At 70.9% G+C, this 23,908-nt stretch carries 18 protein-coding genes; 5 read left to right on the top strand and 13 right to left on the bottom strand.

What is annotated here, in order from left to right:
* Window positions 1–562 precede the first annotated feature (562 nt).
* Window positions 563–1,570, bottom strand: coding sequence for a stage II sporulation protein M (locus ACSMXV_RS17865; RefSeq protein WP_473178573.1), 1,008 nt, complete (start codon window positions 1,568–1,570; stop codon window positions 563–565).
* Window positions 1,571–1,742: 172 nt separating this feature from the next.
* Between ACSMXV_RS17865 and ACSMXV_RS17870 the strand changes: the two genes are divergently transcribed.
* Complete coding sequence (locus tag ACSMXV_RS17870; protein WP_473178574.1) at window positions 1,743–2,777, top strand: RDD family protein; 1,035 nt, start codon at window positions 1,743–1,745, stop codon at window positions 2,775–2,777.
* 9 nt (window positions 2,778–2,786) lie between these two features.
* On the opposite strand, the gene ACSMXV_RS17875 is transcribed toward ACSMXV_RS17870, so the two are convergent.
* The 9 genes from ACSMXV_RS17875 to ACSMXV_RS17915 form a co-directional block, all read right to left on the bottom strand.
* Window positions 2,787–3,395, bottom strand: coding sequence for a hypothetical protein (locus ACSMXV_RS17875; protein WP_473178575.1), 609 nt, complete (start codon window positions 3,393–3,395; stop codon window positions 2,787–2,789).
* A 152-nt stretch (window positions 3,396–3,547) separates the two neighbouring features.
* Window positions 3,548–5,005, bottom strand: a complete 1,458-nt coding sequence (gene ahcY, locus ACSMXV_RS17880) for an adenosylhomocysteinase (protein WP_473178576.1) — start codon at window positions 5,003–5,005, stop codon at window positions 3,548–3,550.
* Window positions 5,006–5,278: 273 nt separating this feature from the next.
* On the bottom strand, window positions 5,279–6,256 hold the full coding sequence (locus ACSMXV_RS17885) for a cation diffusion facilitator family transporter (RefSeq protein WP_473178577.1): 978 nt from the start codon (window positions 6,254–6,256) through the stop codon (window positions 5,279–5,281).
* Window positions 6,257–6,473: 217 nt separating this feature from the next.
* Entirely contained in the window at window positions 6,474–7,652 is a 1,179-nt protein-coding gene (manA, locus tag ACSMXV_RS17890; RefSeq protein WP_473178578.1) for a mannose-6-phosphate isomerase, class I, read from the bottom strand.
* Between the two features lie 165 nt (window positions 7,653–7,817).
* Window positions 7,818–8,948: an SIS domain-containing protein gene (locus tag ACSMXV_RS17895; RefSeq protein WP_473178579.1), complete on the bottom strand. Its 1,131-nt coding sequence runs from the start codon at window positions 8,946–8,948 to the stop codon at window positions 7,818–7,820.
* A 56-nt stretch (window positions 8,949–9,004) separates the two neighbouring features.
* Window positions 9,005–9,175 carry a Trm112 family protein gene (locus ACSMXV_RS17900; protein ID WP_181662574.1) on the bottom strand — a complete coding sequence of 57 codons (171 nt, stop codon included), beginning with the start codon at window positions 9,173–9,175 and terminating at the stop codon, window positions 9,005–9,007.
* 196 nt (window positions 9,176–9,371) lie between these two features.
* Entirely contained in the window at window positions 9,372–10,736 is a 1,365-nt protein-coding gene (locus ACSMXV_RS17905; RefSeq protein ID WP_473178580.1) for a phosphomannomutase/phosphoglucomutase, read from the bottom strand.
* 128 nt (window positions 10,737–10,864) lie between these two features.
* Window positions 10,865–12,481, bottom strand: a complete 1,617-nt coding sequence (locus ACSMXV_RS17910) for an L-lactate permease (protein WP_473178581.1) — start codon at window positions 12,479–12,481, stop codon at window positions 10,865–10,867.
* Between the two features lie 261 nt (window positions 12,482–12,742).
* Entirely contained in the window at window positions 12,743–13,123 is a 381-nt protein-coding gene (locus ACSMXV_RS17915; protein WP_473178582.1) for a DUF3499 domain-containing protein, read from the bottom strand.
* Window positions 13,124–13,607: 484 nt separating this feature from the next.
* Here ACSMXV_RS17915 and ACSMXV_RS17920 point away from each other — a divergent pair, with 484 nt between their 5' ends.
* The gene (locus ACSMXV_RS17920; RefSeq protein WP_473178978.1) at window positions 13,608–14,090 is read left to right on the top strand and encodes a metallopeptidase family protein; all 483 of its coding nucleotides are present in this window, start codon (window positions 13,608–13,610) and stop codon (window positions 14,088–14,090) included.
* Window positions 14,091–14,262: 172 nt separating this feature from the next.
* On the opposite strand, the gene ACSMXV_RS17925 is transcribed toward ACSMXV_RS17920, so the two are convergent.
* From ACSMXV_RS17925 to ACSMXV_RS17935, 3 genes are all read right to left on the bottom strand, one after another.
* Window positions 14,263–15,747 carry a DUF5719 family protein gene (locus tag ACSMXV_RS17925; protein ID WP_473178583.1) on the bottom strand — a complete coding sequence of 495 codons (1,485 nt, stop codon included), beginning with the start codon at window positions 15,745–15,747 and terminating at the stop codon, window positions 14,263–14,265.
* Window positions 15,744–19,526 carry a glycosyltransferase gene (locus ACSMXV_RS17930; RefSeq protein ID WP_473178584.1) on the bottom strand — a complete coding sequence of 1,261 codons (3,783 nt, stop codon included), beginning with the start codon at window positions 19,524–19,526 and terminating at the stop codon, window positions 15,744–15,746. The genes ACSMXV_RS17925 and ACSMXV_RS17930 overlap by 4 nt, the downstream gene beginning before the upstream one ends.
* 426 nt (window positions 19,527–19,952) lie before the next feature.
* Window positions 19,953–20,216, bottom strand: a complete 264-nt coding sequence (locus ACSMXV_RS17935; RefSeq protein ID WP_017945871.1) for a WhiB family transcriptional regulator — start codon at window positions 20,214–20,216, stop codon at window positions 19,953–19,955.
* A 685-nt stretch (window positions 20,217–20,901) separates the two neighbouring features.
* Between ACSMXV_RS17935 and ACSMXV_RS17940 the strand changes: the two genes are divergently transcribed.
* The 3 genes from ACSMXV_RS17940 to ACSMXV_RS17950 all read left to right on the top strand — a co-directional run bounded on the left by ACSMXV_RS17940 (window position 20,902) and on the right by ACSMXV_RS17950 (window position 23,833).
* Window positions 20,902–21,405: a cysteine dioxygenase gene (locus ACSMXV_RS17940; RefSeq protein ID WP_473178585.1), complete on the top strand. Its 504-nt coding sequence runs from the start codon at window positions 20,902–20,904 to the stop codon at window positions 21,403–21,405.
* A gap of 89 nt (window positions 21,406–21,494) precedes the next feature.
* The gene (gene cofD, locus ACSMXV_RS17945) at window positions 21,495–22,475 is read left to right on the top strand and encodes a 2-phospho-L-lactate transferase (protein WP_473178586.1); all 981 of its coding nucleotides are present in this window, start codon (window positions 21,495–21,497) and stop codon (window positions 22,473–22,475) included.
* Between the two features lie 44 nt (window positions 22,476–22,519).
* Window positions 22,520–23,833: a coenzyme F420-0:L-glutamate ligase gene (locus tag ACSMXV_RS17950; protein ID WP_473178587.1), complete on the top strand. Its 1,314-nt coding sequence runs from the start codon at window positions 22,520–22,522 to the stop codon at window positions 23,831–23,833.
* The last annotated feature ends 75 nt before the right edge of the window (window positions 23,834–23,908 follow it).

Genomic DNA, 23,908 nt, shown 5'->3' on the forward strand with positions numbered 1-23,908 from the left:
GACACCACGAGAGCGGAACAGCCAGGCGGAATAAGCCCGGCCGTTCACAGCGTCCTCGCTGTGTTTATTTCAAAGGAACCTCGACCATCACTGCGTGATGGACGGGGTATCAACATATCTGGCGTTGACTTTTGGCACGCTGTTGAGTTCTCAAGGAACGGACGCTTCCTTTGTACTCACCCGAGAGGCTCTCTCAGGCTTTCCTCCGGGCGCTTCCCTTCGGTGTTTCCAACCTTACCAGATCCGTTTTCCGTTCCGTTCCCGGTCGGAATTCATTTCCGGTGGCCGTTGGAGGGCCTTTTGCCTATCGGCTGCCTTGCGGCTTCCCTTTCGGCGGACCCGACTTTATCAGAGATTTTCGACCGGCCTGACCGGCCACTCGTTCCTGATTAATCGAGATGGCTTCTCAAGACTGTGCTGTCGAGAAGCAGCTAGATGCTCACGGTCACCCGTGAACGTCCTCCGCTCCAGGCAACTGTTCGAATCTACCTCCCCGATCCCGCCGTGTCAACAGCTTTCGGGGCGAAGAGGAGACTAGCAGGTCAGGGAGCGTGTCCGCACATCACGCGGCGGTGGGCAGGACGGCGCTCCGCTCGGATTCATCCAGGTCGCCCATGTCGCCATCGCGTGCCGCTCTGCCGCCGAGCACATAGACATACGCGAGAAAGGCCAGCTCAGCGGCGATTCCGATGGCGATACGGGACCACGTCGGCAGGCCCGAAGGAGTGACGAAGCCTTCGATGGCACCAGCGACGAAGAGGACCAGGGCGAGGCCGATCGCCATGCCGACCGCGGCGCGTCCTTCGGCTGCCAGGGCTGTGCGGCGGGTCCGAGGGCCCGGGTCGATGAGGGTCCAGCCGAGCCGCAGTCCGGTACCGGCGGCTACGAAGACGGCGGTCAGCTCCAGCAGGCCGTGCGGCAGTACCAGGCCGAGGAATGTGTCGAGACGGCCCGCGGAGGACATCAGGCCGATGCCCACGCCGAGATTGAGCATGTTCTGGAAGAGGATCCAGATGACCGGCAGACAGAGGAAGCCGCCCAGGACCAGGCACATCGCGGCGGCCTGGGCGTTGTTCGTCCAGACCTGCGCGGCGAAGGAGGCCGCCGGGTGACTCGAGTAGTAGGTCTCGTACTGGCCTCCGGGGCGGGTGAGCTCGCGTAGTTCGGATGGGGCCGCAATGGCGGACTGGACCTCGGGGTGGGTGCCGATCCACCAGCCGAGAAGAGCCGCGACCACCGTCGACAGAAGTGCGGTCGGGACCCACCAGTGGCGGGATCGGTAGACGGCGGCAGGAAAGCCGTGCGTAAGGAAACGGGTCACGTCGCGCCAGGTGGCACGCCGCGTGCCGGTGACGGCGCTACGCGCGCGTGCCACCAGTTGCGTGAGGCGCCCGACGAGCTGGGGGTCCGGTGCACTGGACTGGATCAGGGAGAGGTGGGTGGCTGTGCGCTGGTAGAGGACGACGAGCTCGTCCGCTTCGGCGCCCGTCAGGCGGCGCTGCCGGCGCAGCAACCCGTCCAGGCGGTCCCATTCCGCCCGGTGGGCGGACACGAAGACGTCCAGGTCCATCGGATCTGCTGCTCCTCGGCTGCTCTCACTACGGCCGGCGTGGCTTCTGCGGCTGCAGCGACAGCTGCGTTGCTACGGCTACTGGGGGCGCGATGCGCACTCAGCTTGGCAGACTGGCTGTCCATAAGGCAGGGCAGGGGACGGTACGGCGGGGCAGGGGAAGGCGGCCGGCGTGAGTGAGCTTGTGACGGGCGAGGCGGTGGCGTTGGAATTGCGTCCCGCGAAGCTGCCGAGCCGGATGTTGGCCGTGCTGATCGATCTCGTTGTGGCGTGGGCGGTCTATATCGCTGTGCTGCTGGGCCTGGCGGCTGCTACGGCGTCGTTGGACGAGGCCGCCGTCGCGGCGGTATCGGTGGCTGCCTTCCTGCTGGTGCTGGTGGGCGGTCCGATCGCCGTGGAGACGCTCAGCCGTGGGCGCTCGTTGGGCAAGCTGGCGTGCGGTCTGCGGGTGGTGCGGGACGACGGCGGGCCCATCCGGTTCCGGCATGCGCTGGTGCGGGGCGCCTTCGGCGTGGTCGAGATCCTCATGACGTTCGGGATCGTCGCGTGCATCGCTTCGTTCGTGTCCGCGCGCGGGCGACGGCTCGGTGATGTCTTCGCGGGAACTCTGGTCGTACGGGAGCGGGTGCCTGCTGGGCGTACTGGTTTCGTTCCTCCGCCGCCGCCCTGGCTGATGGGGCGGTTCTCCGGGGTCGATCTGTCTGCCGTCCCGGACGGGTTGTGGCTCGCGATCCGCCAGTATCTGACGCGGATGGGGCAGCTGGATCCGCAGGTGGGCTGGGGCATGGCCGAGCGTTTGGCCACCGATCTCGCGGCGCGAACCGGGGCTCCGGTGCCCCCTGGAGTTCCTCCGGCTGCGTATCTGGCGGCGGTGGTGCATGAGCGGCAGTCGCGGGATGCGCGGCGTGCCTTCGGCGGGGGCGGGGCGGCCTCGGCGGGTGTGCCTGCGGGGCCTGCAGGGGTTACGGCCGGCCAGGGCGCTGTTCAGCCGGGTGCGGGGTATGCGGTCGGGGGTGTGCAGCCTGTGCAGGCGTCGTACCGGTCGCCGGATCATCACTCTCCGCATCAGGCGCCCGCCCACGACCAGCGGAGCCAGGAGCCTCTCGTGACGGGGCCCGGTGAGCCTTCGCCTGTGGAGCAGTCGACCGGGGATGGGCGGAGCAGTGATGCCACGCGGCCTGGCACCGGGTTCGCGCCTCCCGCGTAGGAAGCGGTGCTAGATCGACGGCGGGGAGTCGAGGTCCTCGAGCTCGATGCCGGGAGCGGCCAGCACCACGTCGCCGGCGATGTGGACGGTGTGCTGTTCGCCGGTGTCCAGGGCTGTGACCTGGTATTCGTCCACGGTCAGCAGGCCGTTGTCAGTGGCGTGTGTTTCTCTGTTCCGCAGGGCCCAGGACTGGTCGAGGGTGCGTGGGGCCAGGACCGGTTCGGTGAAGGCGACGAGACGGACGCGGGTCGCGGGGGAATCGGGGGTGAGGCGAAGGAGACGTGCGGTCGCGATGAGGAAGGCCGGGGATCTGCCGGTGAAGGCATGGGCGGGGGCATTGCCTTCGGTGGCGTGTGTGCCGGTGGGGTCGGTGCGTACCCACGTGACGCCGTCGATGGCGGCGCCGCGGACCTGCCAGCTCGCGGCGTGGAGTTCGAGACGGATGGGGCGGCCGAGTTCGTCGAGGGCGAGGTCGACGGAGCCGGCGTGATCGCCGGAGGGGGTGGTCACTTGGGAGACGTAGCGCCAGCCGGAGGGGCCGGGTGCGCAGTGGAAGTGCTCTTCACCGAGGGGGGTGTGATCGTGCGGATCGTGGAGCGAATATCGGCCGCGGGGCATGGAGATCGGGGTCCGGGTGCTGGTAGGGGGCAGGCCCCCGCCGTAGTGGGCGAGGGCCTGCTGATGTCCGTCCGCTGAGCGGTGCCGCCTGCCTCGAGTGCCGGCCAGGAGGGCGCTGGGGAAGGCGGCTGCCGCTCAGCAGCAGGTGGCGCTCAGTAGCGGTAGTGGTCGGGCTTGTACGGCCCCTCGACCTCGACACCGATGTAGGCGGCCTGCTCGGGGCGCAGCTTGGTCAGCTTCACGCCGAGCGCGTCCAGGTGGAGACGGGCGACCTTCTCGTCCAGGTGCTTGGGCAGCACATAGACGTCCGTCGGGTACTCCTCGGGCTTGGTGAACAGCTCGATCTGGGCCAGCGTCTGGTCCGCGAACGAGTTGGACATCACGAACGACGGGTGGCCGGTCGCGTTGCCCAGGTTCAGCAGACGCCCCTCGGACAGCACGATGATCACCTTGCCGTCCGGGAACGTCCAGGTGTGCACCTGCGGCTTGACCTCGTCCTTGACGATGCCGGGGATCTTCGCCAGGCCGGCCATGTCGATCTCGTTGTCGAAGTGGCCGATGTTGCCGACGATCGCCTGGTGCTTCATCTTGGCCATGTCCGAGGCCATGATGATGTCCTTGTTGCCGGTCGTGGTGACGAAGATGTCGGCCTTGTCGATGACCTCGTCGAGGGTCGTGACCTGGTAGCCGTCCATCGCGGCCTGCAGTGCGCAGATCGGGTCGATCTCGGTGACGATCACGCGGGCGCCCTGCCCGCGCAGGGACTCCGCGCAGCCCTTGCCCACGTCGCCGTAGCCGCAGACGACCGCGGTCTTGCCGCCGATCAGTACGTCGGTGGCGCGGTTGATGCCGTCCACCAGCGAGTGCCGGCAGCCGTACTTGTTGTCGAACTTCGACTTCGTCACGGCGTCGTTCACGTTGATCGCCGGGAAGAGCAGCACGCCGTCGCGCTGCATCTCGTACAGGCGGTGGACGCCGGTCGTGGTCTCCTCGGTGACGCCGCGGATCTCGGACGCGAGGCGGGTCCACTTCTGCGGGTTCTCACTCAGGGTGCGGGTGAGGAGCTCGAGGATGACGCGGTGCTCGTCGGATTCGGCGGTGTCGACGGACGGGACCTTGCCGTCCTTCTCGTACTCGACGCCCTTGTGGACGAGGAGGGTGGCGTCACCGCCGTCGTCGAGGATCATGTTCGGGCCGCCGGTGGGGCTGTTCGGCCAGGTCAGGGCCTGCTCGGTGCACCACCAGTACTCCTCCAGGGTCTCGCCCTTCCACGCGAACACCGGGACACCCTGGGGGTTGTCCGGCGTGCCCTTCGGGCCCACCGCGATGGCCGCGGCGGCGTGGTCCTGGGTGGAGAAGATGTTGCAGGAGGCCCAGCGGACCTCGGCGCCGAGCGCGACCAGGGTCTCGATCAGGACCGCGGTCTGCACGGTCATGTGCAGGGAGCCCGTGACACGGGCCCCCTTCAGCGGCTGCTTCTCGGCGTACTCCTTGCGGATCGCCATGAGGCCGGGCATCTCGTGCTCGGCGAGGGTGATCTCCTTACGGCCGAACTCGGCCAGGGAGAGGTCGGCGACCTTGAAGTCCTGTCGTTGATCGACAGTCGTCATAACGGGCTGCTCCTCGTGATGGGTCGAGGGTGGGTACGGCTGGCTCTGCGGCGGCGGACACACCGGTGCCCGGGCGCGCGCGGCCCAGTCCGTCGGAGGCCCTCTCTCCCTCGGTCGGTCCGCGGTGCGGACCGCCCGACCGCCATCAGCAGCGACGTCTGGCTGTCCCCACGAATCTACACCGATCGACCCAGCGGCCCCCAGTCCGCCCATGAGCGTGCGGGCCCTACGCACATCAGTGCGTAGGGCCCGCGGCAAATCTTGTCGGCGCCGTCAGTGCTCCGCGCCGGGAGTCGGCCCGCCCGGGGTGGCCTCGCGGTCCGCGCCCTTGGCGGCCTCGGCTTCGCTGTAGATGTCCGGCTCCAGGTAGATCACACGGGCGATCGGCACGTCCCTGCGGATGCGTGCCTCGGCGGCGTCTATGGCAGAGGCCACCTCGGCGGCCGTGTTGTCGTGCCGCACCGCGATCTTGGCGGCGACCAGGAGCTCCTCGGGGCCGATGTGGAGCGTACGCATGTGGATGATGCGGGTGACCGTGTCGCCGTCGACGATCGCGGACTCGATCTTCGCGACCTCCTCGGTACCGGCGGCCTCGCCCAGCAGCAGCGACTTGGTCTCGGCGGCCAGTACGAGCGCGATGAGGATGAGCAGGACACCGATGCAGAGGGTGCCAATGCCGTCCCAGACGCTGTCACCCGTGATCAGGGTCAGGCCGACACCGAAGAGCGCCAGGATCAGGCCGACCAGTGCGCCGAGGTCCTCCAGCAGGACGACAGGCAGCTCGGGGGCCTTGGCGTGGCGGACGAACTCCTTCCAGGACTTCTTGCCGCGGAGGACGTTGGACTCCTTGATGGCGGTGCGGAAGGAGAAGGTCTCGGCGATGATCGCGAAGACCAGCACGCCCACGGGCCAGTACCAGTTCTCCAGCTCGTGCGGATGCTTGATCTTCTCGTAGCCCTCGTAGATGGCGAACATGCCGCCGACCGAGAACAGCACGATCGAGACGAGGAAGGCGTAGATGTAGCGCTCGCGGCCGTAGCCGAAGGGGTGCTGCGGGGTGGCCTCGCGCTGGGCCTTCTTGCCGCCGACCAGCAGTAGCGCCTGGTTGCCGGAGTCGGCGACCGAGTGCACGGACTCGGCCAGCATCGACGACGAGCCGCTGAAGAGGAACGCCACGAACTTCGATACGGCAATCGCGAGGTTGGCGGCCAATGCCGCCACAATCGCCTTGGTACCGCCTGACGCGCTCATGTGTTCGCTGTGTCCCTTCGCCTGCGTCTGTTCCCGGCCTGCGTTGATCGCACACGTACAGCGTGCATCGCTCGCGTACGCACGTCGCACATCCGTGCCGCCGCGCTTTCACGGCGGTGCCTTCCGGCCCCCGGTCCGTACGTCGCCGCGCAGGGCCGGCTCCTTTGCCGACCCTTTGCGGTGGGTCATTGTTGCAGCACGGGACGCACTCGGTTTATCAGGCCACCACAGTCGCACGGAAGATCGTGCCGGCTCCGGACACTTCGGTCTCTTCTCCCGCGGGGACGAAGACGGACTGCCCCGGTGTGAGCGTGAATTCACCGGTCCGCACGGATCCGGCGGTGCAGAGCAGGATCTGCGGGGTCGGGGCGGTCAGGCCGTGCGGCGCCGAGCCCTCGGCCAGGACGTACCGGGAGAGCCGGAACTCGTCGATCGGCGTCGCGTAGACCTCCTCGCCGTCCGGGGCGGCCTCGGGGCGCAGTACGCCGGGGTCGGTCGCCTCGAAGCGGACGATGCGCAGCAGTTCGGGGACGTCGACGTGCTTCGGGGTGAGGCCGCAGCGCAGGACGTTGTCCGAGTTGGCCATGATCTCGACGCCGAGGCCGCCCAGGTAGGCGTGCGGGACGCCGGCGCCGAGGAACAGGGCCTCGCCGGGCTCCAGTTGGACGTAGTTGAGCAGCATGGCGGCGATCACGCCCGGGTCGCCGGGGTAGTGGTGCGCGATCGAGGCGTACGCCGCGTAGTCGGCTGCGAAGTCGGAGGTGTCCGGGTCTTCGGCCAGTCGAGCACAGGCCGCCGCGGCCTCGGCGACCGTGGCCGCCATCTCGTCGCGGTCGGCGGTGAGCACGGCGGTGAGGACCTCGCGGAGGGCGGCCTCCTCGGGGTGGGCGTGCAGCAGGTCGACGTAGGGCTTGAGGGAGTCGACGTCGAGCCCGGAGAGCAACTCCGCGGCCTGGAGCGGCTGCCGGAATCCGCACAGGCCGTCGAACGGCGTCAGCGCACAGATCAGTTCGGGCTTGTGGTTGGTGTCCTTGTAGTTGCGGTGGGGGGCGTCGATGTGGACCCTGCGCTGCTCCTCTGCCTCGTACCCCTCCTTCGCCTGCGCGAGGTCGGGGTGGACCTGGAGGGACAGCGGGGCGCCGGCCGCGAGGATCTTGAGCAGGAACGGCAGCCGAGGGCCGAACTTGTCCACGGACCGCGCGCCCAGTTCATGCTCGGGGCCGGCGCCGATCACCACGTTCAGTGCTCCGCGCGCGGTGCGGGACGGTGCGCCGGGGTGGGCGCCCATCCACATCTCCGCCTGCGGCTCACCCGTCGGCTCGACGCCGAGCAGCTCGGGGATGGCGGTGGTCGAACCCCAGGCGTAGGGGCGGATGGTGTTGTCGAGGCGGTCCATCGTGGCTGCTTTCTCCGTGCAGGGGTCAGCGGGCTCGTACGCGGGTCGGAGCTCGTCGCGGGCCAGAGCTTCGTATCTTCGTACGCTGATCTGCGGCCCGGTAGAGGGTGGAGCGCCGTACGGCCCGGACCGGACGGGATCGGGCCCCGGCCGGTCCGGTCAAGATCAGGCCCCCGAAGCGAGCGACAGGTAAACGGCGGCGAAATCCGTGATGGCGATCAGCTCCGCGAGGCCCTCCAGCTCGTTGCCGCCCTCCGGCTCGAGCTCGCTGATCGCGGTGTCGTGGCTGAGCGCGAGCTCGCGGGCGGCGGGGGCCGCGCTGAGAACGCCTGTCGGCTGGTCCCTGAGCAGGAGGACGCGGGCGCGCAGGGCCTGCTCCTCCTCCACACGGTCGCGGAAGAAGTCCTCCGGGTCGGCGCCCCCGGCGAGGGTGCTGACGAGCAGCGCGCCGTGGGCGGGCATCGCCTCGGGCAGCTCTGCCGCAAGCGCGGGACGCCCCGCGAGCTCGGCGAGCGCGGCGGCGAAGCGGCGGCCCGTGGGGCCCGCACCCGAACCCTCGGTCCAGATCAGCGGGAGGGATTCGGCGAACTCGGCGGCGAGCGTCTTGGCCGGGTTCTCGTACGTCGCGGTGGCGGGGCCGCAGCGTTCGGCGATGTGGTCGAGGCGGTCGGCGACCTTCTGGAGACCGTCGGGCGGTGCGTCCAGCAGGCCGGTGCGGTCCAGGAGCGTCAGCAGCGGTGTGAGCAGCGCCCACAGCGCACCGGGGCTCGCCGCCGCGGTCTGCTCCTGCTCCTCGTACGGAGCGGTGGCCATCGGTACGACCAAGCCGTGTGCGGCGCCCTGGACCGCTTCGGTGAGCGGGGAGCGAGCGGGGGCCACGGCGACGACCGTGCAGCCGCGGCGGTACGCCTGTTCGGCGAGGAGGGCGAGGCCCGGCTCCGAACCGTCGGGGGTCGCGATGAGCAGCAGATCGACCGGGCCGGCCCAGCCGGGCAGCGCCCAGCGCAGCGCGCCGGCGGCCGGGGCCACGCCGGTGGGCGCCAGGCGTGTGACGGGACAGCCCGCGGCGACCAGCGTGGAGAGCAGGTCGGCGACGCAGTTGGCGGCCATGCCCGGGCCCGCGGTCAGCAGGGCCCGTGGACGGCCGTCGGGCTTGAGGTCCATGAGGCCCGCCTCGGCCGCGTGCCGGAGGGCGGTGCGCACGCGGGCGCCTGCCTCGGCGGCGCCGCGCAGCAGGCCTCGCCGGTCGGCGCGGGCGAGCGCCTCGGGGTCGTCGAGCAGCGATTCGTCGAGCATGGGCGTCGGCCTCCGATCGCCGTGCGCGGTTGTGTCTGCCGCGGTGGTCTCTGCGGTTACGCGGGGCGGCGTGCCTCGTCGACGAGCAGTACGGGGATGCCGTCCCGGACCGGGTAGGCCAGGCCGCAGTCCTTGCCGGTGCAGATCAGCTCGGTCTCCTGCTCCTTGAGGGGGGCGTGACAGGCCGGGCAGGCGAGGATCTCCAGGAGGCCGGCTTCGAGCGGCATGGGGGTGTCCTTTCGAACAGCAGGGCAGGGTACGTGCGGCCTGGTCAGCGTACCTGGCCCCTGGGCCCTGGGCGGGGGCGGCGGGCGGGGCCGATCCTGTGGTCGGCTGCGGGCCGGAGCCCGTTTGTGCCCGCCGTTCCGCCCCAGCGGAACGACTGCCCACAAACGGGCGGCCGACCCCTGCCGACCGCCGGTCTCAGTTTCTGATGATCGCCAGGACCTCGTCGCGGATCTTCGTCATCATGGCCACGTCCCGGGCCTCCGCGTTCAGGCGGAGGAGGGGCTCGGTGTTGGACGGGCGGACGTTGAACCACCAGTCGGCCGAAGTGACGGTCAGGCCGTCGAGTTCGTCCAGCGTGACGCCGTCCCGGCCGGCGTAGGCCGCATTGATCGCGGCCAGGCGGGCCGCCTGGTCGTCCACCGTGGAGTTGATCTCGCCGGAGCCCACATAGCGGTCGTACTGGGCGACGAGCTCCGACAGCGGACCGTCCTGGCCGCCGAGCGCGGCCAGGACGTGCAGCGCGGCGAGCATGCCGGTGTCCGCGTTCCAGAAGTCGCGGAAGTAGTAGTGCGCGGAGTGCTCACCGCCGAAGATCGCACCCGTCTCGGCCATCTGCTGCTTGATGAAGGAGTGGCCGACGCGCGTACGCACCGGCGTGCCGCCGTTCTCGCGGACGACCTCGGGGACCGACCAGGACGTGATCAGGTTGTGGATGACGGTGCCCGTGCCGCCGTTCCGCGCGAGCTCGCGGGAGGCGACCAGGGCCGTGATCGCCGACGGCGAGACCGGGTCGCCGCCCGCGTCGACGACGAAGCACCGGTCCGCGTCGCCGTCGAACGCGAGGCCGATGTCCGCGCCCTCCTCGCGCACGCGCTTCTGCAGGTCCACGAGGTTCGCCGGGTCCAGCGGGTTCGCTTCGTGGTTGGGGAACGTGCCGTCCAGCTCGAAGTACATCGGCACCAGGTCGATCGGGAGGCCGGCGAACACGGTGGGGACGGTGTGGCCGCCCATGCCGTTGCCCGCGTCGACGACGACCTTCAGCGGGCGGATCGAGGTCAGGTCGACGAGGGAGCGGAGGTACGCCGCGTAGTCCTCGAGGGTGTCCCGCCCTGTGATCGAGCCTGGCGTGGCGACCGGCTCGGGCGCGCCGGATTCGCTCCACTCCTCGACGAGGGCGCGGATCTCGGCCAGTCCCGTGTCCTGGCCGACGGGTGCCGCGCCCTGCCGGCACAGCTTGATGCCGTTGTACTGAGCGGGGTTGTGCGAGGCCGTGAACATCGCGCCCGCCAGGTTCAGCGCCCCCGAGGCGTAGTACAGCTGGTCCGTCGAGCACAGGCCGATCTCCGTGACGTCGACGCCGCGGGATGCGGCGCCGCGCGCGAAGGCACGCGACAGACCCGGGGAAGAGGGCCGCATGTCGTGCCCGGTCACGATCGCGGCAGCGCCGGTGACCTGGGCGAAGGCGGCCCCGAACAGCTCGGCCAGCGCCTCGTCCCACTGGTCCGGGACCACCCCGCGTACGTCGTACGCCTTCACGATCTGCGACAGATCAGCAGTCACGGCCGTCCTCTCCTGAAGTCCTCACCAGTCTCATTAGTCGCCCAAAACTACCTGCATGCACTGACAACGGGGACATGAGCCTGCTGCAGAACACCGGAGGCGGACCCGTGACCGCCCACCTCGTGATGTCAGGGCAGCATCCAGCCCAGCACCGCCGTACTCTGCCCCACCACGATCAGGCACATGACGAGCAGCAACCCGATGCTCCAGGGCAGCACCTTGCGCAGCAGATCGCCCTCCTTGCCCGCGAGGCCGACGGCGGCGCAGGCGATCGTCAGGTTCTGTGGCGAGATCATCTTGCCCAGCACCCCGCCCGAGCTGTTGGCCGCCGCGAGGAGTTCCGGCGAGAGCCCGGACTGCTGCGCCGCGGTCACCTGAAGCGCGCCGAAGAGCGCGTTGGCGGAGGTGTCGGAGCCGGAGACGGCGACCCCGAACCAGCCCAGGACGGGCGACAGGAACGCGAGTCCCGCGCCTGCCGCGGCCACGAAATGGCCGATGGTAGCGGCCTGTCCGGACAGGTTCATGACATACGCAAGTGCCAGGACGGACGTCACGGTGAGGATCGCGAACCTCAGCTCGTACACCGTCGCCGCCCACTCGCGCAGCGCCACGCGCGCGTGCACGCGGAGAACGGCGGCGGTGCCGAGGCCGGCCAGCAGCACGAGCGTGCCGCCGGTGGACAGCAGCGGCAGCGAAAAGACGTTCTGGCCGACCGCCTCCCCGTCCGGATTGGCGACGTTCAGGAACGGCCAGTCGAAGGTGCGGGTCGCCTGCGCGAGCACCTCCTTGACGGCCGGGATCTGGGCTACCGAGAAGACGGCCACGATCAGCGCGTACGGGGCGTATGCGCGCAGCACCTCGGGCCGCGGATCATCCTCGTCGAGCTCGTCGCTGCGTACGCCGGTGAGGACCGCGGCCCGTACGGGTTCCTCGGCGGGCTTGCGCGCCCCCGGCAGCGCCATCAGCGCACCGGCTCCCGCCAACGCGGCCCCGATGTCGGCGAGCTGCGCGGAGACGTAGTTGGATGCAGCGAACTGCGCGACGGCGAAGGCGACGCCGCAGACGAGGGCGGGCACCCAGGTCTCGCGCAGCCCGCGCCGCCCGTCCACCAGGCCGACGAGCACGAGCGGCACGACGAGGGCGAGCAGGGGGGTCTGGCGGCCCACCACCGAGGCGACCGTGTCCAGCGGCAGCCCGGTCACCTCTGCGAGCGTCACCACCGGGGTCCCCATGGCGCCGAAGGCGACGGGCGCGGTGTTGGCGACCAGGGCCACGACGGCCGCCCGTACCGGCTCGAAGCCGAGCGCGACCAGCATGACCGAGCAGATCGCCACGGGAGCGCCGAAGCCGGCGAGCGCCTCAAGGAGTGCCCCGAAGCAGAAGGCGACCACCAGCGCCTGGATGCGCGGATCGTCGGAGAGCCGCCCGAACGAGCGGCGCAGGATGTCGAAGTGTCGCGTGCGGACCGTCATCCGGTAGACCCACAGGGCGTTGACGACGATCCACAGAATGGGGAAGAGGCCGAAGACGGCGCCCTGGGCGGCGCCCGCGAACGTCTGGCCGAGCGGCATTCCGTACGCGAGCCAGGCGACCAGCGCCGCGACGGTCAGGCCGATGAGCCCCGCAAGGTGCGCCTTCATACGGACGACGCCGAGGAGGACGAGAACGGTGATGAGGGGAAGAGTCGCGACGAGCGCGGACAGGCCGAGCGAATCGGCCACAGGCTCCAGTTGCTGGACGAACACGAGGTGCCTCCAGATTCCGTGATGCGGAAAACTATTTCTCACGGGCGGAGGAATGGTCGTGTCGGCGAGAACGCCACGTCAATGGGTCGTGCTGCGGTGAAGTTGTGCAGGTGACTGCGTACAGCGAGGGAGTCGTGCAGGTGACCGCGTACAACGGGAAGTCGTGCAGGTGACCTGGTACAGCGGGAAACTGGAGCCCCACGAGGGTGACTTGGCGTCGATCGGGAGACCGAGGCGTCAGTCGATCGGGAGACCGAGGCGTCAGGAGTCCGGCGAGCGCAGCACCCGCAGATGGCCGCGACGCCCGACCTCTCTCGGGTCGGCGGCCCGCGCGCCCGCGCCGCCCCCGGCCTCCGCGGCGCGCTCCTGCGGGCGGGCCGCCTCGCGCACCGCGTTGGCGAGCGCCTCGAGGTCGTCGCCGGTGGGGCGGGCCGGGCCCGAGGCGTCGGCGAGCCGGACGACCTCCCAGCCGCGCGGCGCGGTCAGCCGCTCGGAGTGTTCGGCGCACAGGTCGTAGCAGTGGGGTTCGGCGTAGGTCGCGAGGGGGCCGAGGACCGCGGTCGAGTCGGCGTAGACGTACGTCAGCGTCGCGACGGCGGGACGGCCGCAAGCGGTGCGCGAACAGCGACGTACAGGGCTCACGACGTTGGACGGTACCGCACTCTTGAGCGGGCCGCGACGACTCTCCCCGAGGTCACTCCACCGTGTCGTGGCGTGATCCTTACCACGCGCGTCTCCAAGGACTCGCCGCTGACCTGCACAGACCGTCGCATACCCAGGAAGCGGCCGACTTACGTGCAGTCACCACCTGGTGCAAATCCCGTCATACGCCACGACATCGGCGGACTCGGAGAGATGTGGAATCGATCCCAAGCTTGGCTGGAATGGTCATCGAACGACATGCCGTGTTCTGCCACGGAATCCGCGATCCGCGGCAGCGCGGGCGGCCGCACACGATCGGTCTGGATTTCTCAATAGCCATGCGGGTGATGTGCAGCCCTGGCCATACGGGTGAGCTACGGCCATGCGGGTGGCCGCCGAGATCGGTGAGCCGCCGGGACCCCTGGTCCGGTGGCGCGTGGGCGGCCGCCACAGAGGGCCGCGCGAGGACTACGCTTCATCGGTGATGGACAGCCCCGTACCGCCTCGCGCCGCAGACCCCAGGCCAGACCCCGGGCCCCGCCGCCGTGACCGCCACGGCAGGGGTATGCGCGGCCCCGTCGCGCCGCCGCAGGTGCCGCTCGCCGCGAGCCGCGCCGAGGCCTTCGCGGACCTGGTCCAGGACTCCGTCGAGCGGCTGGAGCGCCGCTGGCCGCAGCTCGCCGACATCGACTTCCTCGTGGTCGAGGTGCCGAGGCTCGACGGCGGGGGCGCAGCCGCCGGCCCTGATCTGGTGGCCTGGGGCGATGATGCGGTGCCCCTGGGCGGCACGATCCCGGCGCGCGAGGGCCGTCCCGCGCGCGTCGTCGTCTACCGCCGCCCGGTCGAGATCCGCACCAAGGGGCGCGACGAGCGCGCCGCCCTTGTGCACGAGATCGTCGTCGAGCAGGTCGCCGAGCTGCTGGGCCTGACCCCGGAGACGGTGGACCCGCGGTACGGGGAGGACTGACACGGCCGTCGGGCCGCTGTTCAGAGGCACGCCAGCGAGTGAGCCGAAGGAGCGCGACGGTGTCGAGAGGCCGACCGCGCGGAGGCCCCGACGAAGGAGGGGCTGAGCACGGACGGCCTCTCGACACCGGCTGGGGCGCTCCGGAGGCGAACCGAGCTCGGTAAAGGCGGTCTCACTTCTGCAGCACGGAGAGATCCTGGTCGGCCGTCGGCACCGCGACCGTCCCCCGGTCGTCCGGCAGCGTCTGCACCGTGAACATCGGGATGCCGTCCTGCGGCAGCTCCAGCATCCGCGAGGCGTAGACAGGGCCGCCGGACACCGGCTCCACCGTCAGCGCGTACGTCCCCTTCAGGCCGCCCGGCACCGGCGGCGGCTTCAGTGCCGTCGTCGTACCGCCCTTGACCGTGTACGTCTTCGTCACCGCCGTACCGCCCTCGGTGCCCGCCGACGCCGTGACCCTGACCTTCGCGGACTTGCCCGGGGCGACCAGGGCGAGTGTCGAGCCCTTGGCGCGGTTGCCGGCGGCCGTCGCGCGTGTGCCGACCGGACGCGTCGCCGGTATGAACGCGGTCTCCTGCCTGCTGCCCTTACCGCGGACGACCCTCACGGCGGCCACGACCGGCGCCGAGTCCTCCGTGGGCGTGAGGACCAGCGAGCCCGCCTCGCCCTTGGTGACGTCGCCCAGATCGACGGCGGCCGTCATGCCGGACTTGACGTGCAGCGTCTCGTGCCCCGCGGGGGTGATCAGGCCGTTGGGGGACGCCAGCTGCACCTTCAGGTCGGCGTCGTCCTCGCCGGTGGCGAAGGCGACCAGGCGCACGGACGTCGCGTCCTCGGGGATGCCCGGCAGCACCAGGCTGCCCGCGGGATCGGTGGAGGCGGGCAGCCAGTCCGTGCCCAGCTTGTCGTCGGCGGCCTGCACGGCGGCGGCGACCCGGCCGCTGCGCACGGTCAGGTGCACGGTCAGGTTGGTCTGCGGCTCGTCGGTGAGCGTGGACAGCAGCACCGGCACGCTGGAGTGCGGCGGCACCTGGATGCCCTCGGCCACTTCGGACTTGAGGGCGCCCTCCTTGCCGTAGAGCTCGATGTCGACGACGGCGGCCGAGTCGTCCGGGTTGGTCAGATGGACGTAGTCGGTGCGGTCCTCGGCGGTGCTGGCGCCCGGGAACCAGAAGTCGGTGTCCGGAGCGGTGCAGTTGACGCCGAGGACGCCCCGGGTGCTGCCCGCCGGGATCTCGGTGGTCTGCTGAACGGTCCAGCCGGGCGCCAGGTTCCCCTCTGCGGTGCCGACCAGCGCGGGCGACTCCGCGCCCGAGGATTCGCCGGAGACCGGCTTGCCCGGCTCCTTCGGCGACAGCACGGGCTTGTCGCCCTTGCCCTTGGCGTCGTCCTTGAACTCCCGCGTCGCCGCGGTCACTTCCGCCTTACCGGTGCTGCCGGAGTCCTTCGAGGCGGGCGTGTACGAGGTGTACGAGGTCTCGGCGAGGTCCGAGGTGCTGGGCGCCGGGCAGAGCAGCGTGGAGCGCTCGACGGGCAGCTGAGCGGCCGCCTTCGCCTCGCTGCCGCCCGTTCCGTCCGGCGCGGTGAGAGTGGCGAACCCGGTGACGGCGGTGAGCGCGGTCACGGCGGCGATCAGGGAAACGGTGGTGCGGTTCACTGGTGGCTCCCGTCGGGGCGCTCATTGTCGGTGCCGTGCGGCGGCTGCGTCGGCTGCTGCTCGTACGACCCGTCATAGGCCGTCGAGGCCTCGTCGTAGGCCGTCTGGCCGGACTGGCCGTACGACGCGTCGTACACCCCGCCGTACGCATACGGGTCGTACTGGCCGGCCTGGTACGGCTCCGACTGGTACCCCTGCTCGTACGAACCGGCCTGCTCGTAGGAACCCGCCTGCTCGTACGAACTCTCCTGGCCGTAAGCACCCGCCTGCTCGTACGCGTCCGCCGGGTACTGCGCGCCGTCCTGCTGTTCGCCGTACGTCCCGTACTCGCCGCCCCCGTAGCTCGGCGCCTCCCACTCCCCGTACGACTGCTGCCGCTGCTGCGGAACGGCTGCCGGGGTCCCCGGAGGAGGCGGTACGGCCCCTCGCTCAGCGGACTCCGCGGCGCCGCTCTCCTGGGCAGCCTCTTCGGCCTGTGCCCGGAGCCGGCGCGCGCGGCGCCCCTCCCCCGCCACGGGCTCGGCGGGCACGACGGGCTCCTCGGGCAGGTCGTCGTCGATGTCCCGGCGCCGGCCGGGCAGCGCGAGGACGACGAGGACGACGGCGAGCGCACCCTGTGCCCAGAGCCAGGCGGTGTGGGTGACCGGAGCGTCGTGGGTGACGTCCAGCCGCCCGCCCGACGCGGGCAGTTCGAAGCCCTGGGCCCAGCCGTCGACCGTGGTCGCGGTGAGCGGGCGGCCGTCGAGCGTGGCCGCCCAGCCGTCGTCGGCCGAGTCGGCGAGGCGCAGCACGCGGCCCGCGTCGCCCGCAGGAATGCTGGTGTGCAGTTCGACGGGCCCCGAGGCGACAGGCAGCGGATCGCCGGACTTCGGGACGATGGCGGCACGTGAGACCTGCCGGTCCACGCGCCACAGCGAGCTGCCGTCCTGCTGGCTGAGGCGGCTCAGGCCCGGCGTGGCGTCCAGGACGCGGCTCATCTGGCGGGGCGCCCCGCCGCGTACGAGCACATAGCGCACCGCGAAGCCTTCGAGCTGGTCGGCCTGGTCGGCGCCGGAGCCCGCGACGAGGTTGGCGACGACCTTGTCGAGCTTCTTGTTGCTCTCGCCCGCCTCGGTCAGTTCGGCGTCGCCGAGCCGGGCGCCGGAGCCGCGCACCAGCGTGTACGCGACCTCGGCTTCCGAGTCGCTGTCCAGCACGAGGGTGCGGGGCTGGTCGCGGGTGTCGGCCTCCTCGGCGACGAACGCCGGCACCTGCACCGGGTCGCGCCGCTCCAGCGGCCCGTCGGCACCGCGGATCATCCATCCGGCGGCAGAGATCAGCGGCCCGGCGACCGCGGCGAACGCAATAAGCGCTGCCACCGGCTGCCGCCAGCCGAAGCTCTGCTCGGCCACGCGCGCGCGTGCCCCCTCGGCGCCGAGCACGGCGGCACCCAGCAGGGCGATGCCGTAGACGAGCGTCGCGGGTCCGGCCCAGGTGGAACTGTTCGAGAGGGCCGCGAAGACGAGGGCGACGAGTGCGACGGCCCAGGCGGTGTACACCGCGGTCTGCCGTTCGCCGCGCAGCAGCGCGGCCAGCGCTGCGAGCACGATGCCGACGACCAACAGGCCGGCGACCGTGCCGGGGCCGCCCGGCGATCCACCGAGCAGGTCGAGACCGGACGCCGAACCCGTCCCGTACTCCAGACCGGCCTCCGTGAAGAAGCCGAACGGCAGCAGCGACAGCGACCAGGGCGCAAGGATCAGCAACGGCGTGCCGAGCGCGGCCAGGAAACGCAGCCCGTACGCGACAAGGTCGGTTCGGCGGACCGCGAGCAGTGCGATGCCGAGGAGCAGCGCGATCGGCCAGATGATCGGCGTGAAGGCTGTGGCGAGGGTGAGCAGCAGTGCGTACGCCCAGGTGGCGCGCCAGCTGCCGCGTGCGTCGCCGTGGTGCGCGAGGCCGCTCGCGGCGATGCCCGCGCGTGCGATGAGGGGCAGCAGTACGGCGAGTACGGCGGTGCCGATCCGGCCGCCCGCCAGCGCACCCGTGGCGGCGGGCAGGAAGGCGTACGCGACGGCCACCCATGCGCGCAGCAGCCGCGATTCGACGAGCGGGCGCGACGCGAAGTAGGCGGCGAAGCCGGCCAGCGGAACCGAACAGACCAGCAGAACCGTGACGGCCAGTCCGGTGGAGCCGAAGAGCACGGTGGCGAGCATCGCGACCAGCGCGAGGTAGGGCGGTGCGGACTGTGTGCCGCCGGTGCCGACCGGATGCCAGCCGCTTGTGTAGCGCGCCCAAAGCTCGGAGGCGTCCGCGGGCGCGGGCAGCAGCGCCCCGCCGGCGAGCGCTCCCCCTCCGAGCAGCTCACGGCACGCTATGAGCGAGAAGAACAGCAGGACCACGAAGAGCATGGGTCCCGGCTTGCGCGCGATGCGCTTGATCCGGGCGAACTGCTCGATCTCGAGGAAGTCGGCGTCGTCGCCGCCGGGTCCGGACTCGACGGCGCCGTGCCGCCCTCCGGAGGAGACTTCGGGGTCGGAGCGGCCCACGAGGTTGCTCGCGACCTGCTCCACGGTGGCCCGTACGGTCGCGCCGGGCGGCGGGAAGAGCGGCCGCAGTTCGCCCTTGTCGACCTGGGGTCTGCCGCGGCGGCGCCGGCCGGCGAGGATCCGCTCCGGCCGCAGCAGCACGGCGAAGAGGCCGGCGACCTCGTCGAGCGCCTGACCGGGCACCTTGCCGACGAGATACGCGAGCGTCCGCAGCAGCGTTCCCAGCACCAGGCGCAGCAGCACCCAGAGGAGCACGCCCGTCCGGGCGTTGACGAGCAGTGTGTAGACCGCGCCCGACTTGTCGACCCGGTGCGGGCTGGTCGCCGTGCGCCCGACGCAGTCGACGGTGCGGCGCTCGCGCGAGGACGCCTCCGCGTGCCGGACCACGGCGTCGGGCGCGACCAGTACGCGGTGTCCCGCGGCATGGGCGCGCCAGCACAGGTCGACGTCGTCACGCATGAGCGGCAGCCGCCGGTCGAACCCGCCGAGCTGCTCGAAGACATCACGCCGGATCAGCATGCCGGCGGTGGACACGGACAGCACGGGCCGTACGTGGTCGTGCTGGCCCTGGTCCTGTTCGCGCCGGTCGAGGCCGGTCCAGCGACGGCCGCTGTTGGCGATGGTGACGCCGACCTCGAGCAGCTGCCGGCGGTCGTACCAGCCACGGAGCTTCGGGCCGACGACCGCGACGTCCTTGCCGAGCTCGCGTTCGTTCTCCACGACGCGCAGCAGCTCGGCCAGCGCGTCCGGTTCGGGGGCGCAGTCGTCGTGCAGAAGCCACAGCCACTGCTCCGGTTCGCCGTACGGCAGGTCCGGCATGTCGTACGCGTCGTCGCGCCAGGTCCGGTTCACCGGGTCCCAGCCGCTGGGTCGCCTGAGATACGGCAGGTCGTCCGGCGTGAGGACGCCCGCGGTGCGGACGGCCTCGACGACGGCGGCGCCGAAGCCCGTGCGCCGGGCGAGGTGCAGCACCCGGTCGGCGCCGAGTGCCTCGGTGACCAGCTGGGCGGAGTCGTCCGCGCTGCCGGTGTCGGCCGCGACGGCGTTCTGCACGGGGCGCTCTTGACCGAGCAGCCCTGAGAGGGCCTTCGGCAGCCAGCGGGCACCGTCATGCGAGACGATCACCGCGGTCACGACATGCCGCGGGAACTCGGGCGGGCGGGTCGGGTCGGACAGCGCCGCCTGGCGAGTCTGGTCGAACACTGCGGAGGCAGCGTCGTACTGGGCTGCCGTATGACTGTGCACGGTCATCGAGGTGCGGGCCCCGGTTCGATGGACTGCGGTGGACGCCTGTGCCCTGCGGGGCGACGGGTGTCTCGGACGAGGGCCCACACTAACGGCTGGCCAGCACGGCGGCCCGCCGCCTGTGGATAACCCACCTGCGACGGGCCGACTTTACGTGAGCATGTGTGCGGTTTCGTCGGTGGCATCTGCGCTGTTCGATCGGTTGTGTCCGTCTACGCGCGCGTGCCGATGGCGCTCTGTTCGCCGTGCGTTCAGGCGGCCGCCACCTTCGGACGGCGGCCACATTCCGACCGTGACCACTGTCCGGCCGCCGCCACCGTCCGACCGCGGCCACTGTCCGGCCGTCTCCACCGTCCGACCGCGGCCACTGTCCGGCCGTCTCCACCGTCCGACCGTGGCCACTATCCAGACGACGGCCTTTGCAAGACCGCTTCAGACGGCTGCCTTCTTGAGCCGGCGGCGTTCGCGCTCGGAGAGGCCGCCCCAGATACCGAACCGTTCGTCGTTGGCCAGCGCGTACTCGAGGCACTCGGAGCGGACCTCACACGCGAGGCAGACCTTCTTGGCCTCGCGGGTGGAGCCGCCCTTCTCGGGAAAGAAGGATTCGGGGTCGGTCTGGGCGCACAGCGCGCGCTCCTGCCAGCCGAGCTCCTCGTCCGCGTCCTCGACCAGCAGTTGCTGGAACAGCTCGGTCATGTGCGCCCCTCGTCTGTCTTTGCGTCCCCGTGATGCTGCCGTTACCGATACCGGCTGAACGACACGAGTGAAATTACAAGTGTGCAGCTCCGGGCGAGTCAAGCCGAGATCTGCTATTGAGCCCCTTATTCACTCTGCGGAACCAAGCCCGTACAGAAAGTGTTCAAATCGGCATAAACCATGACACTTGCCAGTGACCCATGCGGACTTTGTGATCCCTGCAGAGAAGGACGCTCCGAACTTTCATGCGGTTCAGTCAGACGCACCGAAGCGAAACGGATCACATTCGGATCACAGGATCGCAACGGCGTTTGCTGCACCGACCTATGCGGCACCTGTCCCCGGCGCCACATGCACAAACCTTTCGCCATGCAGAGCAACCGGATGAGGTGAAACATGTCCCACATACCGGGCATCAGGTTGACAGCGGACGCATGAACCGCTGTCCTGGTGGGCATGCTCGTGAACTTGGCGCTTTCCGTGACCCGCCCCGGCGGGTTCCTCGGTGCTGCCCGCACGTGCTGTTGCTGTTGCTGTCCCAGCTGTTGAGCCACACCGCGCTCCGGCTGTCCCCTCCCGCCCTCCCAGGGGCACCCACCCGCCCGGCCGCGTCGGCTCTGCCGTCGGTGATCACGGGCGGCCCCCACGACATCCAGCACTCTTCCGCCGAGGAACCACCGCATCCATGAACAGCGACAGCGACCTCCAGATCGCCGGCGACATCCTCGAGGTCCCCCACCTCCTCCAGCCCGCCCGTCAACACCCCGTCACCGTCGCCGAGTTCGCCGGTCTCGCCCGCTCCATCGCCGCCGACCGCGCCCAGTGGGAGCACCTCGTCCAGTACGACGCGACCTCCCGCTGGTACCACCGGCTGCGCACCGGGCCCGGATACGAGGTGTGGCTGCTCTCCTGGGTGCCCGGACAGGGCAGCGGGATGCACGACCACGGGCCTTCGTCGGGCGTACTGACCGTGCTGGACGGGCAGTTGACCGAGCGCACCGATCGCGGCACGCGCGCGTTGGGTGCGGGCACGCAGAGGGTCTTCGCGCCCGGGTACGTCCACGAGGTCGTCAACGACTCCCTCGAGCCCGCCGTCAGCCTGCACATCTACTACCCGGGCCTGACCGAGATGCCGATGCACGCGGCTCGGTGCGCCTCGCGGCACGCGGAGGACGCCGTCACGGCCTGACGGCCCGCGAGAGCTCATTCACCGCTCGTGGTGGGCAAGGCCCCGCAACCGGCTCACGGGCTGTCGTACCCGCCTGCAAGACTTACGGCATGCGCATTGTGGTTCTGGCAGGCGGCATCGGTGGTGCCCGGTTCCTCCGCGGTCTCAAGCAGGCCGTCCCGGACGCCGACATCACCGTCATCGGCAACACCGCGGACGACATCCATCTTTTCGGCCTCAAGGTCTGCCCGGACCTCGACACGGTCATGTACACGCTCGGCGGCGGCATCAACGAGGAGCAGGGCTGGGGGCGTACGGACGAGACGTTCCACCTCAAGGAGGAACTCGCGGCGTACGGCGTCGGGCCCGAGTGGTTCGGCCTCGGCGACCGCGACTTCGCGACGCACATCGTGCGGACGCAGATGCTGAGCGCCGGATACCCGCTCAGCGCCGTCACCGAGGCGCTGTGCGACCGGTGGAAGCCGGGTGTGCGGCTCCTGCCCATGTCCGACGACCGCGTCGAGACGCACGTCGCCGTCACGTTGCCCGACAGCGGCTCCGCCGCGGGCTCCGGCGAGCGCAAGGCCATCCACTTCCAGGAGTACTGGGTGCGGCTGCGTGCGTCGGTGCCCGCCGAGGCGGTCGTACCGGTCGGTGCCGAGCAGGCCAAGCCCGCGCCCGGCGTGCTCGAGGCCATCGCCGAGGCGGACGTCGTGCTCTTCCCGCCGTCCAACCCGGTCGTGAGCATCGGCACGATCCTGGCCGTGCCGGGGATCCGCGAGGCGATCGCCGACGCGGGCGTTCCGGTCGTGGGCCTCTCCCCGATCGTGGGGGACGCGCCCGTGCGCGGCATGGCCGACAAGGTGCTGGCCGCGGTGGGCGTGGAGTCCACCGCCGCCGCGGTCGCCGAGCACTACGGCTCAGGGCTGCTGGACGGCTGGCTCGTGGACACCGTCGACGCGGGTTCCGTGGAGCGCGTCGAGGCCGCCGGCATTCGCTGCCGCGCGGTTCCGCTGATGATGACGGACATCGACGCCGCCGCACAGATGGCCCGCGAGGCGCTCACGCTGGCGGAAGAGGTCCGCGGATGACGTCGGAGGGGGTCACGCGGATGACGTCCGAGGGGGTCACACGGATGACGTCCGAGGGGGCCGGTGCGGCGGGCTTTCGGGTGTGGGCCGTGCCCGGGATTCCCGAGGTGCGGGAGGGGGACGATCTGGCCAAGCTCATCGCGACCGCGGAGCCCGGCCTGGCGGACGGCGACGTCGTCCTCGTCACCTCGAAGATCGCCTCCAAGGCGGAGGGCCGCATCGTCGCCGCCGACTCGCGCGAGTCGGCCATCGACGCCGAGACGGTACGTGTCGTGGCGCGCCGCGGGACCCTTCGTATCGTCGAGAACAGGCAGGGTCTGGTGATGGCCGCGGCCGGGGTCGACGCGTCCAACACACCCGCCGGGACCGTGCTGCTGCTGCCCGAGGACCCCGACGCGTCGGCACGGACCATCCGTGACGGGCTGCGCGACACCCTCGGCGTCGACGTGGGCGTGCTGGTCACCGACACCTTCGGGCGGCCCTGGCGCAACGGTCTGACGGATGTCGCCATCGGCGCCGCGGGCGTGCGCGTGCTCGACGACCTGCGCGGCGGGACCGACGCGTACGGCAATCCGCTCAGCGCCACCGTCGTCGCCACCGCCGACGAGCTGGCCGCCGCGGGGGATCTGGTGAAGGGCAAGGCCGAAGGACTGCCCGTCGCGGTGGTCCGGGGCCTGCCCCACGTCGTGGCGGAGGAGGCCGAGGGCGCCCGGGTGATGGTCCGTGCCGCCCGCGACGACATGTTCCGGCTCGGCACGTCGGAGGCCGTGCGCGAGGCGGTGACCCAGCGGCGTACCGTCCGCGCCTTCACGGACGAGCCGGTGGACCCGGGTGCGGTGCGGCGCGCGGTCGCGGCCGCCGTGACCGCGCCGGCGCCGCACCACACGACGCCGTGGCGCTTCGTCCTGCTCGAGTCGCCGGAGTCGCGGACGCGGCTGCTCGACGCCATGCGGGACGCCTGGATCGCGGATCTGCGGCGCGACGGCAAGTCCGAGGAGTCCATCGCCAAGCGCGTCCGGCGCGGAGACGTGCTGCGTAACGCGCCCTATCTGGTGGTGCCCTGCCTGGTGGCCGACGGCGCGCACACGTACGGCGATCCGCGCCGGGACGGTGCGGAGCGCGAGATGTTCGTCGTCGCGGCCGGCGCGGGCGTGCAGAACTTCCTGATCGCGCTGGCCGGAGAGCGGCTCGGCTCCGCCTGGGTGTCGTCGACGATGTTCTGCCGCGATGTCGTACGAGAGGTCCTGGAGCTGCCGGAGGACTGGGATCCGATGGGAGCGGTGGCCGTGGGGCACGCGGCCGAAGCGCCGAAGGAGCGGCCCGTGCGGGAGGCGGGGGCTTTCATCGAGGTGCGGTAGGGGTCCGTTCGTCGGGGTGGGTTAGCTGCGTTCTGGGGCGCGGCGCGGCGTAAGCCGCGTCCTGCGGCGCGTGTG

This window comes from Streptomyces sp. DSM 42067, from assembly GCF_055792885.1.

Coding starts and splice junctions, on each gene's coding strand:
- cofD (WP_473178586.1), top strand. CDS start 21,495: ATGCGCATTGTGGTTCTGGCAGGCGGCATCGGTGGTGCCCGGTTCCTC.
- ACSMXV_RS17895 (WP_473178579.1), bottom strand. CDS start 8,948: ATGCTCGACGAATCGCTGCTCGACGACCCCGAGGCGCTCGCCCGCGCC.
- ACSMXV_RS17930 (WP_473178584.1), bottom strand. CDS start 19,526: ATGACCGTGCACAGTCATACGGCAGCCCAGTACGACGCTGCCTCCGCA.
- ACSMXV_RS17950 (WP_473178587.1), top strand. CDS start 22,520: ATGACGTCCGAGGGGGCCGGTGCGGCGGGCTTTCGGGTGTGGGCCGTG.
- ACSMXV_RS17920 (WP_473178978.1), top strand. CDS start 13,608: ATGGACAGCCCCGTACCGCCTCGCGCCGCAGACCCCAGGCCAGACCCC.
- manA (WP_473178578.1), bottom strand. CDS start 7,652: ATGGACCGCCTCGACAACACCATCCGCCCCTACGCCTGGGGTTCGACC.
- ACSMXV_RS17865 (WP_473178573.1), bottom strand. CDS start 1,570: ATGGACCTGGACGTCTTCGTGTCCGCCCACCGGGCGGAATGGGACCGC.
- ACSMXV_RS17875 (WP_473178575.1), bottom strand. CDS start 3,395: ATGCCCCGCGGCCGATATTCGCTCCACGATCCGCACGATCACACCCCC.
- ahcY (WP_473178576.1), bottom strand. CDS start 5,005: ATGACGACTGTCGATCAACGACAGGACTTCAAGGTCGCCGACCTCTCC.
- ACSMXV_RS17935 (WP_017945871.1), bottom strand. CDS start 20,216: ATGACCGAGCTGTTCCAGCAACTGCTGGTCGAGGACGCGGACGAGGAG.
- ACSMXV_RS17940 (WP_473178585.1), top strand. CDS start 20,902: ATGAACAGCGACAGCGACCTCCAGATCGCCGGCGACATCCTCGAGGTC.
- ACSMXV_RS17885 (WP_473178577.1), bottom strand. CDS start 6,256: ATGAGCGCGTCAGGCGGTACCAAGGCGATTGTGGCGGCATTGGCCGCC.
- ACSMXV_RS17900 (WP_181662574.1), bottom strand. CDS start 9,175: ATGCCGCTCGAAGCCGGCCTCCTGGAGATCCTCGCCTGCCCGGCCTGT.